This is a genomic window from Ralstonia mannitolilytica, assembly GCF_000954135.1.
In the GTDB taxonomy this organism is placed as follows: Bacteria; Pseudomonadota; Gammaproteobacteria; order Burkholderiales; family Burkholderiaceae; genus Ralstonia; species Ralstonia mannitolilytica.
Map to the genome: position 1 here is coordinate 1,800,367 of NZ_CP010799.1, position 16,390 is coordinate 1,816,756.

12 protein-coding genes are annotated in these 16,390 nt (G+C 66.4%); 4 read left to right on the top strand and 8 right to left on the bottom strand.

Features of this window, described 5'->3' with window-relative positions; translation table 11 throughout:
- Positions 1 to 27: 27 nt before the first annotated feature.
- The 7 genes from TK49_RS08615 to TK49_RS08645 all read right to left on the bottom strand — a co-directional run bounded on the left by TK49_RS08615 (position 28) and on the right by TK49_RS08645 (position 8,014).
- The gene (locus TK49_RS08615; RefSeq protein ID WP_045786304.1) at positions 28 to 1,776 is read right to left on the bottom strand and encodes a glutamine--tRNA ligase/YqeY domain fusion protein; all 1,749 of its coding nucleotides are present in this window, start codon (positions 1,774 to 1,776) and stop codon (positions 28 to 30) included.
- 63 nt (positions 1,777 to 1,839) lie between these two features.
- The gene (locus TK49_RS08620) at positions 1,840 to 2,898 is read right to left on the bottom strand and encodes a lipase secretion chaperone (protein ID WP_045786305.1); all 1,059 of its coding nucleotides are present in this window, start codon (positions 2,896 to 2,898) and stop codon (positions 1,840 to 1,842) included.
- 9 nt (positions 2,899 to 2,907) lie between these two features.
- A complete protein-coding gene (locus TK49_RS08625) occupies positions 2,908 to 3,894 on the bottom strand; it encodes a lipase family alpha/beta hydrolase (RefSeq protein ID WP_045786306.1) in 987 nt (328 codons plus the stop codon).
- A gap of 190 nt (positions 3,895 to 4,084) precedes the next feature.
- Positions 4,085 to 5,587, bottom strand: coding sequence for a tripartite tricarboxylate transporter permease (locus TK49_RS08630; RefSeq protein ID WP_045786307.1), 1,503 nt, complete (start codon positions 5,585 to 5,587; stop codon positions 4,085 to 4,087).
- 10 nt (positions 5,588 to 5,597) lie between these two features.
- Complete coding sequence (locus tag TK49_RS08635) at positions 5,598 to 6,020, bottom strand: tripartite tricarboxylate transporter TctB family protein (protein WP_082076341.1); 423 nt, start codon at positions 6,018 to 6,020, stop codon at positions 5,598 to 5,600.
- Positions 6,021 to 6,297: 277 nt separating this feature from the next.
- Positions 6,298 to 6,750 (bottom strand): DUF2214 family protein, encoded by a 453-nt coding sequence (locus tag TK49_RS08640; RefSeq protein ID WP_045786309.1) that lies wholly within the window; start codon positions 6,748 to 6,750, stop codon positions 6,298 to 6,300.
- A 43-nt stretch (positions 6,751 to 6,793) separates the two neighbouring features.
- Complete coding sequence (locus TK49_RS08645; protein WP_045786310.1) at positions 6,794 to 8,014, bottom strand: CaiB/BaiF CoA transferase family protein; 1,221 nt, start codon at positions 8,012 to 8,014, stop codon at positions 6,794 to 6,796.
- A 183-nt stretch (positions 8,015 to 8,197) separates the two neighbouring features.
- Between TK49_RS08645 and alaS the strand changes: the two genes are divergently transcribed.
- The 4 genes from alaS to TK49_RS08665 all read left to right on the top strand — a co-directional run bounded on the left by alaS (position 8,198) and on the right by TK49_RS08665 (position 15,618).
- A complete protein-coding gene (gene alaS, locus TK49_RS08650) occupies positions 8,198 to 10,840 on the top strand; it encodes an alanine--tRNA ligase (protein ID WP_045786311.1) in 2,643 nt (880 codons plus the stop codon).
- A 284-nt stretch (positions 10,841 to 11,124) separates the two neighbouring features.
- Positions 11,125 to 12,240 carry a purine-nucleoside phosphorylase gene (locus tag TK49_RS08655; protein ID WP_045786312.1) on the top strand — a complete coding sequence of 372 codons (1,116 nt, stop codon included), beginning with the start codon at positions 11,125 to 11,127 and terminating at the stop codon, positions 12,238 to 12,240.
- The gene (locus TK49_RS08660; protein ID WP_045786313.1) at positions 12,237 to 13,277 is read left to right on the top strand and encodes a purine-nucleoside phosphorylase; all 1,041 of its coding nucleotides are present in this window, start codon (positions 12,237 to 12,239) and stop codon (positions 13,275 to 13,277) included. The genes TK49_RS08655 and TK49_RS08660 overlap by 4 nt, the downstream gene beginning before the upstream one ends.
- A gap of 235 nt (positions 13,278 to 13,512) precedes the next feature.
- The gene (locus TK49_RS08665) at positions 13,513 to 15,618 is read left to right on the top strand and encodes a TonB-dependent siderophore receptor (RefSeq protein ID WP_045786314.1); all 2,106 of its coding nucleotides are present in this window, start codon (positions 13,513 to 13,515) and stop codon (positions 15,616 to 15,618) included.
- Between the two features lie 20 nt (positions 15,619 to 15,638).
- On the opposite strand, the gene TK49_RS08670 is transcribed toward TK49_RS08665, so the two are convergent.
- Complete coding sequence (locus tag TK49_RS08670; protein WP_045786315.1) at positions 15,639 to 16,388, bottom strand: slipin family protein; 750 nt, start codon at positions 16,386 to 16,388, stop codon at positions 15,639 to 15,641.
- Between the last annotated feature and the right edge of the window lie 2 nt (positions 16,389 to 16,390).

Genomic DNA, 16,390 nt, shown 5'->3' on the forward strand with positions numbered 1-16,390 from the left:
GAGGCCCACGCACGCATGGGCCTGTGCTTACTTGCCCCAGCTGTCCTTCAGGCCGACGACGCGGTTGAACACGGGCTTGCCCGGTTGCGAGTCGATGCGGTCGGCCACGAAGTAGCCGTGGCGCTCGAACTGGAAGCGGTCTTCCGGGCGGGCGGCAGCCAGCGTGGGCTCCAGGTATGCGGTGACGACCTTCTTGGAGTCCGGGTTGAGCGCATCCAGGAAGTTCTTGTCGCCCGAATCCGGCTGCGGGTCGTTAAACAGGCGGTCGTACAGGCGCACCTCGGCTTGCAGCGCATGCGCCGCGCTCACCCAGTGGATGTTGCCCTTCACCTTGACGCTGTCAGCACCCGGCGTGCCACTCTTGGTATCCGGAATGATGTTGGCGTGCACGGCGGTGACGTTCCCGGCGGCATCCTTGTCGCAGCCGGTGCATTCGATCACGTAGCCGTAGCGCAGGCGCACCTTGTTGCCCGGGAACAGCCGGAAGTAGCCCTTGGGCGGCGTCTCGGTGAAGTCTTCGCGCTCGATCCACAGCTCGCGCGTGAGCGGGAACTCACGCCGGCCGAGTTCCGGCTGCTTCGGGTGCACGGGCGCGGAGCACGGCTCGTTGAAGTCGGCCGGCACGTTGTCGAGGATGAGCTTGACCGGGTCCAGCACCGCCACAGAGCGCGGCGCACGGGCATCGAGGTCGTCGCGCACGGCGGCCTCGAGGATGCTCATGTCGATCCAGCTGTCGGCCTTGGACACGCCCACGCGCTCGCAGAACAGCTGGATCGATTCGGGCGTATAGCCGCGGCGGCGGATGCCCACCAGTGTGGGCATGCGCGGGTCGTCCCAGCCGTCGACGCGCTTTTCGGTCACCAGCTGCAGCAGCTTTCGCTTGCTGGTGATGGCGTACGTCAGGTGCAGGCGCGCGAACTCGTACTGGTGCGGCAGCGTCCTGGGCAACACGCCGGCGTCGCGCAGGTGGTCGAGCACCCAGTCGTACAGCGGGCGGTTGTTCTCGAACTCCAGCGTGCACAGCGAATGCGTGATGTTCTCCAGCGCATCGGAAATGCAATGCGTGAAGTCGTACATCGGGTAGATGCACCACGCGTCGCCGGTGCGATGGTGATGCGCATGGCGGATGCGGTACAGCACCGGATCGCGCATCACGATGTTCGGCGCGGCCATGTCGATCTTGGCGCGCAGCACATGCTCGCCGTCCTTGTACTTGCCGGCCCGCATGTCGCGGAACAGCGCGAGGTTCTCGTCCACCGAGCGGTCGCGGAACGGCGACGGCGTGCCGGGCTTGGTGAAGTCGCCCCGGTTCGCGGCGATCTGCTCGGCGCTCTGGCTGTCGACGTAGGCCACGCCGCGCTGGATCAGCACCTCGGCAAAGCCGTAGAGCTGCTCGAAATAGTCGCTCGCGTAGTACAGGTGTTCGCCGCCGGCGTCGTTCCATGAATAGCCGAGCCAGTGCACGGCGTCGATGATCGAATCGACGTACTCGGTGTCTTCCTTGACGGGGTTCGTGTCGTCAAACCGCAGGTGGCAGCGGCCGCCGTATTCCTTGGCGAGGCCGAAGTTCACCCAGATGCTCTTGGCGTGGCCGATGTGCAGGTAGCCGTTGGGCTCGGGCGGAAAGCGCGTCACCACGGGCGGGATCGGTTGGCCTGCGGCGTCCTTGCGGCCGGCGTAGGTGCCCTGGGCGAGGTCGCCCTCGATGATCTGGCGCAGGAAGTTGGACGTGGATGCGGCGGAGATGCCCGCGCCGCTGGCGTTGTCTTGGCTCATGGGAGTGCGTGATTCGGCAATCCCGTGATTTTACCGTGCCCGGCCGTCTGCGCCGGGTCCGGCCTATTTGCGCTGCGCCAAGCCGTCGAGCGCTTGTGCGCGCAGCAGCTCATTGGGCGCGGCAAAGGTCTGTGCGCGCAGTTGGGTGATCTGCGCGGTGCGGTCCGCTTCGGCGAGGCCGGGCGCGTGGCTGATGCGGTCGCGCTCGCGGGCGTAGGCGTCGTAGCGGCTGCGCCAATCGGCTTCTTCGCGGTTGCCGCGGATGAGGCGGTCGGCCACGATGCCGTCCACGCCCTGCGCCGCCAATTGCTGGCGGATCTGCGCGTCGGTGAGGCCTTGCCGGATCCACGCGTCCATCGCGCTGGCGAGCTTGATCGGGGCCGAGGCCTCGCGCCGGGCTTGCTGCACGGCGGGCGGCAGCCCGGCTTCGATGGCGGCCAGCCGGGCGGCGCGCTGTTCGGGCGACAGCGATGCATCGCTCATCACGGCCAGGCGGTCCAGTTCAGCGGCGTCAATGGCGTCTTGATCGCCGTACCAGGCCTGCGCGACGTCGGCGCCGAGCACCTGGCGCCGCAGTTCGGCACGCGCGGCCAGTTGCTGGCGCAACGTGGCCATCATGTCGGGGCGCTGCTGAAGCTGGTCGACGGTGGGCTTGTTGCGGCCGCCACCGCCTTGCGCCGCGAGGGCTTGGCGATACGCCAGATAGCGCTGCAACAGCGCCTGCGCCTGCGCCAGCGCGGGCGATACCAGCTTGGCACGCAGATGCGCCTGCGCCATCGCCACGCGCTGCGCTTCAGGCAGCGAGGCCGGCACGTCGAGAAAGTAGTCGAACACTTGCCGGTTGGCGGCCTCGACGATGAGGTGGCCGTGCGTATCGACGCGCAGCCCATCCGGCACCTGCGTGTCGGCCAGCTCCGTCGGCGGGTTGGCGGCCGCCTCTTGCGCTGGCGTGGCGTTGATGCTGCCGATGAAGGCGCCTGCGGTGGGGCGGGGCGGTTCCGGTGCCACTGCGGGCGCAGCCTCCCGCGCATGCCACCAGTAGACCCCGCCCGCCGTCGCCACCGCAACGAGCACGGCCGCCACAAACGTCATCGGCTGCATGGGCGACGGGGGGGTCTTCATGGGTGGCCCTTACAGACCGGCCGTCTTGAGCCGGTTGGCCTGCGTGCGGATCACGGCAACGGGGTCCGCCGCGAACGGGCCGATCAGCCCGAGCAACTGGTTGACCTCGTCGAGGTGGTTCCACGCGTAGTCGGTGGACAGCACTTGCCCGAACTTCGCGCTGCACACCGAGACGAGCCCATCGTTGGTGCCGGACCCGCGCGCCTGCATGACCGTGCCGGTAAAGACGAGCGCCGGATCGAACAGATCCAGGATGTTGGTGGCTGTCGAGCGGCCCGTCCACGAATAGAGCTTCTGCACGTTGCCGTTGCGCACATCGGTGCTGCTGCCGGTGTTGCAGCCGCTGGCCAGCCCGGCGCTCGGGAAGGCGGTGTTGAAGTCCGCCGCCCCGGCGGTCGACAGGATGCGCAGCGCGGCATAGCCGTCCTGCGGATTGCTGTTGCCGTTGAACCACGAGAGCACGGTGCCGGCAAGGTCGGCGCCGATGTTGAGCAGCGCCTTGAGCGGATCGGGCGCGCTCTCGACAAAGTCGGCAAACTCGGAGCCCTTGTGCGGTGTGCCGATGGTCGTGACAGAGGCCACCTTGTCAGGAATGACAGCGGCCGCGTAGCGAGAAGTCAGCCCGCCCTGGCTGTGGCCGATCAGGTTGACCTTGGCGGCGCCGGTGGTGGCGAGCACGCTGCGGATCTGGCTGACCAGCTGCTCGCCGCGCACCGTTTCGTCATTGAAGGCCGAGACGTTGGCCACGTACACCGTGGCCCCGTTGGCGCGCAGGTCTTCGGGAATCTGGTACCAGTAGTCGACCGTGCCGAGGAACTTGTCGGTGCCCGACAGTCCGTGCACCAGCACGATCGGGTACTTGGTGGCTGCATAGGTGCTTGCGGCCTGTGCCGGCGCGAATGCCGCGATGGTGACGGTGGAGGCGGCCACGACGGCGGCTGCGGCGTGCGTGCGCAGAAACCCGCGCACGGCGCGGAGCGGGGAAGGCTTTGACATACGGTTTGTCTCCTGGACATTGGACTGTGGCCGGCCTCTGCGGGCCGATCGCCCTCCGTTATCCGAGGCGCGCCATCCAACGTCAACCGAAGTGGAGGTTTGGCTCTAATGCTGCGGCGCCGCGCCCGCAAACAAAAAGCCGGAGGGCAGGCCTCCGGTTCTGTAGTGTGCGACGCAGCATGCGGCCGGGCTATTCCTCCTGGAACGCCTCCTCGCGCTTCTTGCTGATGGCCGGCATGGCCACGAGCAGCACCAGCACGGCCGCCGCAATCAGCAGCCCGAGCGACAGCGGCCGCGTGACGAAGGTGGAGAAATCCCCGCGCGAGAGCAGCAGCGCGCGGCGGAAGTTCTCTTCCATCATCGGCCCGAGCACGAAGCCGAGCAGCATCGGCGCCGGTTCGCAGCGCAGCTTGACGAACATGTAGCCGATCAGGCCGAAGAGCGCCGTCTGGAAGATATCGAACGTCGTGTTCGACACCGAATACACGCCGATGCAGCAGAACACCAGGATGGCCGGATACAGGAAGCGATACGGCACCTTCAGCAGCCGCACCCACACGCCGATCATCGGCAGGTTCAGCACGATCAGCATCAGGTTGCCGATCCACATCGAGGCGATCAGGCCCCAGAACAGCGCGGGGTTGCTGGTCATCACCTGCGGGCCGGGCTGGATATTGTGGATCGTCATTGCGCCGACCATCAGCGCCATCACGGCGTTGGGCGGAATGCCGAGCGTGAGCAGCGGAATGAACGACGTCTGCGCCGCGGCGTTGTTGGCTGATTCGGGGCCGGCCACGCCCTCGATGGCGCCCCTGCCGAATTCGCTCGAATACTTCGAGGTCTTCTTCTCCAGCGAGTACGACGCGAACGACGCCAGCGTCGCACCGCCGCCCGGCAGGATGCCCAGCACCGAGCCGAGCGCCGTGCCGCGCAGCACCGCCGGGATCATCCGCTTGAAGTCTTCGCGGCTGGGCCACAGGTTGCGGACGTGCTCGACGAAGGTTTCGCGGTGTTCCTTCTGTTCGAGGTTGGCGATGATCTCGGCAAAGCCGAACACGCCCATCGCCACCGACACGAAGTTCAGCCCGTCGGCCAGCTCCGGCACGTCGAATGAATAACGCGCGGTGCCTGAGTTCACATCGGTGCCGACGAGGCCCAGCAGCAGCCCGAGCACGATCATCGCAATGGCCTTGACGAGCGAGCCGGAGGCCAGCACCACCGCGCCGATCAGCCCGAGCACCATCAGGGAGAAATACTCGGCCGGCCCAAAGTTGAACGCGAATTCCGACAGTGGGGTGGCAAACGCGGCCAGCACGAGCGTGGCCACGCAGCCGGCGAAGAACGAGCCGAGGCCGGCGGTAGCGAGCGCCACGCCCGCGCGCCCGCGTCGCGCCATCTGGTAGCCGTCGATGGTGGTGACTACCGACGACGATTCGCCCGGCAGGTTGACGAGGATGGCCGTGGTCGAGCCGCCGTATTGCGCACCGTAGTAGATGCCCGCGAGCATGATCAGCGCGGCCACCGGCGGCAGCGCGTACGTGGCCGGCAGCAGCATCGCAATCGTCGCGATGGGGCCGAGGCCCGGCAGCACGCCGATCAGCGTACCGAGCACGCAGCCGATGAACGCGTAGACGAGGTTCTGGATGGACAGCGCGGTGGAGAAGCCGAGCGCGAGATTGGCAAAGAGGTCCATGTCGTGCTCCTCAATTGCCGATGAAGGCGGGCCACACCGGGAACTGCAGCTTGAGCCCATACACGAATGCCGCCAGGCTCATCAGCACCATGACGATGGCCGTACCGACGGCGCCCTTCCAAGAGAATTCATGGCTTGCCATGCTCGAGACCAGCACCAGCACCACCAGCGAAAGCACCAGCCCAAGCGGCTGCAGCAGCAGCCCGAACAGGACCACCGAGCCAAGGATCCACAGCAGCGTCTTGATATCCCAGCGCGGGACGCGGTCGGCCACGCCCTTGCGCGACAGCGACTGCAGCAGCACCACAACGCCCAGCGCCACGAGCACGATGCCAAGCCAGAAGGGGAAATAGCCGGGTCCCATGCTGCTCGCGGTGCCCATGCGGTAGCTGCGCGCCAGGATGGCGAACGCCGCGCCAGCGACGATGAACATGATGCCCGATGCAAAGTCCTGGTGACTGCGGATCACCGGACGATCTTGTGGATCGTTCTGCAAGAGTGGTCTCCTCGTATGGGCGCGCTGCGCCTGGAGTGGCGGGCCGCCTTGTTGGCGACCAAGTTTGCACGCTAAGCAGACCGGCTTTCAAGCACCTTGCAGTAGGGGCAGCGGGCGCATCGACGCACTGGCGCGGTGCGCCCGCAAACGGTTCAGGGTTTGTCCCTAGCGTTGGATTGGGGGCCGTACAACGTTCGAGCTCAGCCCGCGCGATCTAGATGCCGATGCCGCGCGCCATCAGCACCGCCGCCAGCGGGATGAACACGATGAGGTGCGATTCGATCATGACCCAGCGGCGCGTCTTGGCAATCTCGGCCGGCGTGGGCACGAAATCGGGCAGCGTCTTGGCTTGCTTCTTCCAGCGCAGGATGGTCACGGTCGGCATGATGGACAGTAGCCCCACCAGGATGAACAGACCCACCTTGATGTGGAACACAGGGTTATGGACGTAGAACGCGTACCCCTTGGCGCCGTAGAACACGCGCAGCAGGCCGGTCACCAGCACGGCTACCGCAGCGGCACCGTACACCGCGTCATAGCGCGCGAGGCGATTGCGGATTTCCGGCGTCATGCCGGGCCGCAGCACCACCGCTTCGGCGGTGATGAAGACGATCAGCGTGAAGATCGAGATGTAATGCAGATAAGCCAGCAACGCATCGGACCACATGTTGACCTCGTGAGGGTGGGGAAACGGTTTGGCGATGAAGCAGCTAGATCACGCCGCGGTCTCGGAGCGACGCGATCTGCTCGGCGCTCAGATCGAGCACGTCGCGCAGCACGGCATCGGTGTGTTCGCCCAGCAGCGGCGGATGGCTTGCGGCCTTCGGCGGCGTCGCGCTCATCTTGACGGGGCTGCCGACCAGCTTGACGGTGCCGGCGCTCGGGTGGGGCAGATCGACACGCAGGCCGCGCGCCTGCACCTGTTCATTGTCGAAGACCTCGTCGAGGTTGTTGATCGGTCCGCACGGCACGCCGGCGGCTTCGAGCTTGCCGATCCACGCCGTCTTGCCGAAACGCTTGACCATCTCCGCCAGGATCGGCACCAGCGCGTCGCGGTTGGCGACGCGCTGCGGGTTGGTGGCAAAGCGCGGGTCATCCGCCAGTTCGGCCATGCCGCCGGCTTCCACGAAGCGGCGGAACTGGCCGTCGTTGCCAACCGCCACGATGATCCAGCCGTCGGCCGTCTGGAAGGTCTGGTAAGGCACGATGTTCGGATGTGCATTGCCCCAGCGCTTGGGCGCCTGCCCGCTCGCCAGGTAATTGGTGTTCATGTTGGCCAGCATGGCGACCTGCACGTCGAGCAGCGCCATGTCGATGTACTGGCCCTCGCCGGTGCGGTCCCGATGCGCGAGTGCGGCCAGCACGGCCACGGTGGCATACATCCCGGTCATCAGGTCGGAAATGGCGACGCCGGCCTTCTGCGGGCCGCCGCCGGGCAGGTCGTCGCGCTCGCCGGTCAGGCTCATGAAACCGCCCATGCCTTGCACGATGAAGTCGTAGCCGGCGCGCGCGGCGTAGGGGCCGGTCTGGCCGAAGCCGGTGATCGAGCAGTAGATGAGGTCCGGCTTGACGGCCTTGAGGGATTCGTAGTCCAGCCCGTATTTACGGAGCTGGCCGACCTTGTAGTTCTCCAGCACCACATCGGCGTGCGCCGCGAGCTTGCGGACGATGTCCTGCCCCTCCGGCGTGCTGATGTCAACGGTGATCGAGCGCTTGTTGCGGTTGGCAGCCAGGTAGTAGGCGGCTTCGGCGGTGTCGCGGCCGGCCTTGTCCTTGAGCCAGGGCGGGCCCCAGGTGCGGGTGTCGTCGCCGGCGCCGGGGCGCTCCACCTTGATGACGTCGGCGCCGAAATCGGCGAGGTTTTGCGCGCACCAGGGGCCGGCCAGCACGCGGGTCAGGTCAAGAACACGGAGATGGCTCAGAGCACCCATGGATTGACGAATCGACACAATTGGAACGCATGGACTGTACACCAGCCTTCCACGTCACCCCAGCCCCCTGCGACCAATGGACGTAAAAGTGGCGTGAACCCCGTATAATCAACGGTTTGCACTGATCCAACAGCGCTTCCGGGCCTCGCCCCGGGCGCAATGCTGACTCCGGCACCCCGCGACATGAAAGCCTCCGATATCCGCCAAAAATTCCTGACCTTCTTTGAGGGCAAGGGCCACACCGTGGTGCGTTCCTCGCCGCTGGTGCCGGGCAACGACCCGACGCTGCTGTTCACCAACTCCGGCATGGTGCAGTTCAAGGACGTCTTCCTCGGCACCGACAAGCGCCCGTACGTGCGCGCGGCCTCCGTGCAGCGCTGCCTGCGCGCCGGAGGCAAGCACAACGACCTGGAAAACGTCGGCTACACGGCGCGTCACCACACGTTCTTCGAAATGCTCGGGAACTGGTCGTTCGGCGACTACTTCAAGCGCGACGCACTCGTGTGGGCGTGGGAGCTGCTGACGCAGGAATACAAGCTGCCGGCCGAGAAGCTGTGGGCCACCGTCTACCAGACCGACGACGAGGCCTACGACATCTGGACCAAGGTCATCGGCCTGCCACCCGAGCGCGTCGTGCGCATCGGCGACAACAAGGGCGCGCCGTATGCCTCCGACAACTTCTGGCAGATGGCCGAAACCGGCCCGTGCGGTCCGTGCTCGGAAATCTTCTACGACCACGGCCCGGACGTGTGGGGCGGCCCCCCGGGAAGCCCGGAAGCCGACGGCGACCGCTACATCGAGATCTGGAACAACGTGTTCATGCAGTTCGATCGCCAGCTCGATCCGGCCACCGGCGAATACACGCTCACGCCGCTGCCCGCCCCGTGCGTGGATACCGGCATGGGCCTGGAGCGCCTGGCCGCCATCCTGCAGCACGTGCACAGCAACTACGAGATCGACCTGTTCCAGGCGCTCATCGCCGCTGCCGCACGTGAGACGAACACCAAGGACCTGGCCAACAACTCGCTGCGCGTGATTGCCGACCACATCCGCGCGTGCTCGTTCCTGATCGTCGACGGCGTGATCCCGGGCAACGAAGGCCGCGGCTACGTGCTGCGCCGGATCATCCGGCGCGCCATCCGCCACGGCTACAAGCTCGGCTGCCGCACGCCGTTCTTCCACAAGCTGGTGGACGACCTCGTGGCGCAGATGGGCGAGGCGTATCCGGAGCTGCGCGACGCGCGCGACCGCGTGGTCGAAGTGCTGCGCACCGAAGAAACGCGCTTCTTCGAAACCATCGAGCACGGCATGTCGATCCTCGACGCCGCGCTGGGCGAATTGAAGACGTCTGGCGGCAAGATGCTCGACGGCGAACTCGCCTTCAAGCTGCACGACACCTACGGTTTCCCGCTGGACCTCACGCAGGACGTCTGCCGCGAGAACGACGTCATCGTCGACGAAGCCGCCTTTGATGCCGCCATGAACCGCCAGCGCGAGCAGGCGCGTGCGGCCGGCAAGTTCAAGATGGCCGCCGGCACGCTCGACTACACCGGCGACAAGACCACGTTCCACGGCTACGAGCAGCTCGTGAGCGAGACAGCCCGCGTGACGGCGCTGTTCGTCGACGGCGCGTCGGTCGATGCCATGCAGCCGGGCCAGACCGGCGTGGTGGTGCTGGACCACACCCCGTTCTACGCCGAGTCGGGCGGCCAGGTTGGCGACCAGGGCACGCTCAAGGCTGCCACCGTCTGGTTTGACGTGGCCGACACGCAGAAGGTGCTGCCGGACGTGTTCGGCCACCACGGCACGCTGCGCACCGGCGTGCTGAAGGTTGGCGATGCGGTCGCGGCCGAAGTGGACGCCGTGCGCCGTGCGCGCACCATGCGCAACCACTCCGCGACCCACCTGATGCACAAGGCCCTGCGCGAAGTGCTGGGCCCGCACGTGCAGCAGAAGGGCTCGCTGGTCGATGCCGACAAGACGCGCTTCGACTTCTCGCACAACGCACCGATGACGCCGCTGCAGATCCGCGAGGTGGAAGCGCGCGTCAATGCCGAGATCTTCGCCAACGCGCCCACCGCCGCCCAGATGATGGGCTTTGACGACGCGGTCAAGAGCGGCGCCATGGCGCTGTTCGGCGAGAAGTACGGCGACGAGGTGCGTGTGCTGTCGATCGGCTCGTCGAAGGAACTGTGCGGCGGCACCCACGTGGCGCGCACCGGCGACATCGGCCTGTTCAAGATCGTGAGCGAGTCGGGCGTGGCAGCGGGCATCCGCCGCGTGGAAGCCATCACCGGCGACAACGTGCTGCACTACCTGCAGACGCTGGACGACCGCGTCAACGAAGCCGCGGCTGCGCTGCGCGCCCAGCCGGCGGAACTGACACAACGCATCGTGCAGGTGCAGGACCAGGTGAAGTCGCTGGAAAAGGAACTCGAGCGGCTGAAGTCCAAGCTCGCCGCAAGCCAGGGCGATGAGCTCGTCAGCCAGGCCGTGGACGTGGCGGGCATCAAGGTGCTGGCCGCGAAGCTCGACGGCGCCGATGCCAAGACGCTGCGCGAGACCATGGACAAGCTCAAGGACAAGCTGCAGAGCGCGGCCATCGTGCTGGGCAGCGTGAGCGACGGCAAGGTCGCGCTGATCGCCGGTGTGACGGCCGACGCCACCGCCAAGGTCAAGGCCGGCGAGTTGGTCAACTTTGTCGCCCAGCAGGTCGGCGGCAAGGGCGGCGGCCGCCCCGACATGGCGCAGGCTGGTGGTACCGAGCCCGAGAAGCTGCCGCAGGCGCTGGCCGGCGTGGCTGCGTGGGTGCAGCAGAAAGTGTGATGTAACGCTTTCAACGTGATGCGCTGAACGGCGCGCGTTCCCGACCGACGGGGCGCGCGCCGTTTTGTTTTGGGGACGGATTCCGTGCGCCATGCACGGGTATGGCCGCTTGTCCGGGCCCGCAGGACAAGCCCACGTTTGGGGCAGGCTGGAGGGTGGCTGCGCCATCGCCTATACCGGGGAAGCGTGACCGGTCCGTTCGCCTGGCAGGCAACTTGCATCGGTCGCCGGCGCTGTTCCCCGCAGTGCACGTCGTATCCCCATCCCCAAATCCGAGGAGAACCATGAGCGCTCTATCTGACAAGGTCGACGCCCAGCCGCCGCAGCGACCGCAGCGATTAGTCGGGCGGCTTGGCAAACGATTGCTCAAGACCATCGCTGCCGGCGCGTTGGTGGCGGCCGGCATCGGCGCGTCGACGCAGCCCGTGGCGCAGCTCGTGCCCGAGTCGCACGCACGCAAGGTCAAGGTGCTGATCATCAGCATGTTCGCGCCCGAGGCGCAGCCGTGGATCGACAAGCTGGGCCTCACGCAGGAGGTGCCGGTGCCCGGTCTGTCGATCGACTACCCGAACGTGCATTGCAACGCCAACGACGTGTGCCAGCTCACCACCGGCATGGGCAAGGCGAATGCGGCGTCATCGGTGTCGGCGCTGATCTACAGCGGCAAGTTCGACTTGCAGCGCACGTATTTCCTGGTGGCGGGCATTGCCGGCATCGACCCGTCGCTGGGCACATTGGGATCGGCCGCATGGGCGCGCTTCCTCGTCGACAGCGATCTCGCCTGGGAGATCGACGCGCGTGAGATTCCCGGCAACTGGCCGAATGGCTTCATCGGCATCAACACGCAGGGCCCGGGGCAGAAGCCGCCGCTGGACTACAAGACCGAGGTCTTTCGCGTCAACGAGGCGCTGCTGCAGAAGGCGCTGGCGCTCTCGCGGGGCGTGGTGCTGGACGACAACGCAACGGCGCGTGCGTACCGGGCCAACTACCCGAGCGCACCGGCCAACCAGCCGCCTTCGGTCGTGCAATGCGACACCGCTGCCGGCAATACGTACTGGCACGGCGCCAGGCTCGGCGAGCGCGAGGCCGCCTGGGTCAAGCTGCTGACGGACGGGCAGGGCACGTACTGCACCACGCAGCAGGAAGACAACGCCACGTTTGAAGCGCTCACGCGCGGCGCGAAGGCGGGCCTGCTCGACCTGCAGCGCGTGGCCGTGCTGCGCACCGCATCGAACTTCGATCGGCCATATCCGGGGCAGACGCCGTACGACTCGCTGGTCAACAGCAACTCGGGCGGGTTTGTGCCGTCGCTCAACAACCTGTACCTGGCGGGCGGCCCGCTGGTCAATGAGATCGTCACGCGCTGGAGCGTGTGGAAACACGGAGTGCCCTCGCCATGATCGATTCCCCACGCAAAACGCCAATGCGATCCCTTGCCACGTTGCTCGCCGCAGGCGCGGCAGCACTGACCTTGAACAGCTGTGCGTACGACGGCGTGAAGGTCATCGTCATCAACATGTTCCAGGGAGAAGCGCAACCCTTCATCGACCGTTATGACCTGAAGGAGAAGGTCTACATCTCCGGCCTGTCGCCCGACGCGCCGAACATGCTGTGCAACTACGACGGCATCTGCCAGATCACCACGGGGATGGGCTACGCCAATGCGGCGGCGACGCTCTCGGCGCTGCTCTATCGCAGCAAACTGGACCTGACGCACACGTACTTCGTGATTGCCGGCATTGCCGGCATCGATCCTGCCCAGGGCACGGTCGGGTCTGTGGCGTGGGCGCGCTATGCGGTGGACTACGGCCTCTCGCATGAGATCGATGCGCGCGAGATGCCGGCCGCCTGGCCGTATGGCTACTTCGGCATCGGCACCAAGGGCCCCGGTCAGAAGCCGCCGATGGACTACCGCACCGAGGTGTTCCAGCTCAACGAGACGCTGCTGCAGAAGGCGTACACGCTGTCGAAATCGGCCACGCTGGAAGACAGCCCCGAGGCCATCGCCTTCCGCAAGAACTACGCGTATGCCCCGGCCAACCAGCCGCCCGGCGTCATCCAGTGCGATGTGGCTTCCGCCGATACCTGGTGGGCCGGCCGCAACCTGGGCCAACGCGCGCGTGACTGGGTGAAGACCATGACCGACAACAAGGGCACTTACTGCACCACCGCACAGGAAGACAACGCCACGCTCGAAGTCCTTACACGTGGCGCCCGTGCCGGCAAGATCGACTTCAGCCGCGTGGCGCTGCTGCGTGCGGGCTCGGACTTTGACCGTCCGTACGACGGCCAGAGCGCCTCCGACGGCTTGATCAACTACGCGCAGCAGGGCGGCTTCGTGCCGGCCACGCACAACCTCGTCAACGCGGCCAAGCCGTTGCTCGACGATATCGTGCAGCGCTGGCCGCAGTGGAAGCAGGGGGTGCCTTCGAATTGATGGTTGCTTACACGGGATTTCAAAACGTATAATGATAATCATTCTCAATTGATGGGCGGCAGCGGGCATCTGGCCTGATCGCTGGCCATCGCTGTTGCCGGGCGAGCCAGCGGGTGCTGACCTGCCAGCCGACGGACGACGCGCCGCACTTGCTGTTGCGGCGCGTTTTTTTGTCCTCCGCCGCCGTTCCCGGGGCGTCCGGTTCCGTCAATCCTGCTCGAATCCTGTGTCCGCGATGACCCGTCGTCTCACGGCCCGCGCGTTGTCCTGCGCGCTCGCCGCCATGCCTCTTGCCGCGTCCACGTTGGCCCACGCCGACGAAACCCACCCTGCCACCCAGGCAAAGATCGACCTGGACGAAACCACAGTGACCGCGCGCAGCCAGCGCGGCTTTGCAGCCAGCACGGCAGAGGTGGGTGCATTCCGCGGCATGGCATTGCGTGACATCCCGGCCACCGTCAACGTCGTCACGCGGGAGGCGCTCGACGCGCAGCAAGACACGTCGCTGTACGACGCGCTGCGCAATACGGCAGGCGTCACGCGCCAGCAGCTTTCCGGCGAGACGTTCGACAACCTCGCCATCCGGGGCGTGACGATGGAGAACCGCACCAACTTCCGCTTCAACGGTTCCATGCCGATTCCCGCGCTGACCGCCATCCCGCTCGAGGACAAGGAGCGCGTGGAGGTGCTCAAGGGTGTGTCGGCGCTGTATTACGGCTACACCACGCCGGGCGGCGTCGTGAACCTGGTGACCAAGCGCGCGGGCAACACGCCCGTCACCACGCTGGGCGTGCAGTTCGACAGCAACGGCACGGCCATCGGCACCGTCGACGTGGGCCGCCGCTTTGGTGAAGACAACCAATACGGCATCCGCTTCAACGCCGCAGGTGGTTCGCTGCAATCGCCCACCAGCGGCATCGACGGGACGCGGCAGCTGGCGGCCATGGCGTTCGACTGGAAGGTCAACAGCCGCCTGAGCCTGAAGGCCGACCTCGAATATTCGCGCAAGGCCATCACCGAGCAATCCGTGGTGACGCTGCCCGCAGCACGCAATGGCGTCATCACGCTACCGGCCATGCCGGACCCGACCAGGCGCATCGCTCCGGGTTGGGCCGACTTTGACGGCAACAACACCAACGCGCTGCTGCGGGCCGACTACGCACTCAGCGATGCGTGGCTGCTGACGGTGGAGGGCGGCATGTCGGAGACGGCGCGCTCGCGGGCGTTTTCGGAGTTCCGCCTGAGCAATCCGGCGACGGGCGCGGGCACGGTGAGCGGACAACGTCAGAACGGCCGCTGGAACACGAGCCATGTGCGTGCCGACATCAACGGCACCGAGAAGACGGGCTGGATCACGCACGACCTGACCTTCGGCGTGGCGCGATCGGACATGCGGCAGGCGGCGGTGTACTCCGACCGGTTCTCCGGTGCGCAGAACCTGTACAACCCGATCGACCTCGGCTGGCTGCCGACCACCGGCACCGGCTTCACGGCTGAACAGCGTGCCGTCGACACGGGCATCTACGCGATGGACCGCATGACGCTTTCGCAGCACTGGCAGGTGATCGCCGGCCTGCGGTACACGCGCTACACCAGCGAGCAGGTGCCAAACCGCTACGAGGCCAGCAAGACCACGCCGCTGGGCGCGATCATCTACAGGTTCACGCCCACGCTGTCGGCCTATGCGTCGTACGCGCAAGGTCTGGAGGCGGGCCAGCGCGCGCCCAACACGGCCGTCAACGCCAACGTGGCCATGCCGCCGGCCTTGAGCGAACAGAAGGAAGTGGGCGTGCGCTACGAAACGCCGACCGGCACGCAGCTTGCGGCCGCCGTGTATGACATCGACCGCGCCGCCGCGTACACGAACGATGCCAACGTCTTCGTACAGGACGGCCGCGAGCGCATCCGCGGCGTCGAACTGACCGCGCAGGGCCGCGTGACGAACGACCTCTCGCTGCTGGCGTCCGCCGGATGGACCGACGCCACGTTCCGCGGCGTCGGCAACGGCCTCGACGGCAAGACGCCCGAGAACACGCCGCGCAGCACCGCCAGCCTGTTCGCCGAGTACACGCTGCCGATGCTGCGCTCGGTGTCGCTCAACGCCGGCGCGTACTACCTCGGGCCACGTCCCGTGAACGACGCCAACCAGGCCGAGCTTGGCGGCACCACGCTCTTTTCGGCCGGCGTGCGATACGTCACGCGCATTTCGGGCAAGCGCACCACGCTGCAATTCAACGTCGACAACCTCACCGGCAAGCGCTACTGGGCAGGCGCCGGCAACAACCGCCTCTCGATGGGCGCGCCGCGGGTGTTCAAGCTAGGCATGAAGATCGACCTGTGAGGGAGAGATTTCTCCAAGCCCTACCCCTTCCTCACCGCCCCCAACACATCCATCGGCAACGGAAACACAATCGTCGACGTCTTGTCCCCGGCAATCTGCGTCAACGTCTGCAGATACCGCAGCTGGATCGCCTCAGGCTGCTGCGCCAGCATCCGCGCCGCCTCCAGCAATTTCTCGGACGCCTGCAGCTCGCCTTCCGCGTGAATGACCTTCGCGCGCCGTTCACGCTCCGCCTCGGCCTGCCGTGCAATCGCCCGGATCATCGATTCATTCAGATCCACATGCTTGATCTCGACGTTGGCAATCTTGATGCCCCACGGATCGGTCTGGATATCGAGCACCTTCTGGATGTCGAGGTTGAGCTTCTCGCGCTCTGCGAGCATCTCGTCCAGCTCGTGCTTGCCGAGAATCGCCCGCAGCGTGGTCTGCGCAAGCTGGCTCGTGGCCTCCAGGAAGTTCGCCACCTGGATGATCGCGCGCTCGGGGTCGACCACGCGGAAGTACACCACCGCGTTGACCTTGACCGACACGTTGTCGTGCGAGATCACATCCTGCGGCGGCACGTCCATCACCACGGTGCGCAAGTCCACGCGCACCATCTGCTGCACCGCCGGGATGATCAGCACCAGCCCCGGCCCCTTCACGCGCCAGAACCGGCCGAGCATGAACACCACGCCGCGCTCGTATTCGCGCAGCACCCGGAACGACGAGATCACCAGCAGCACGACCAGAAAGATCAGGCCGCCCGCGCTGAAGAATCCGTAGATCATGT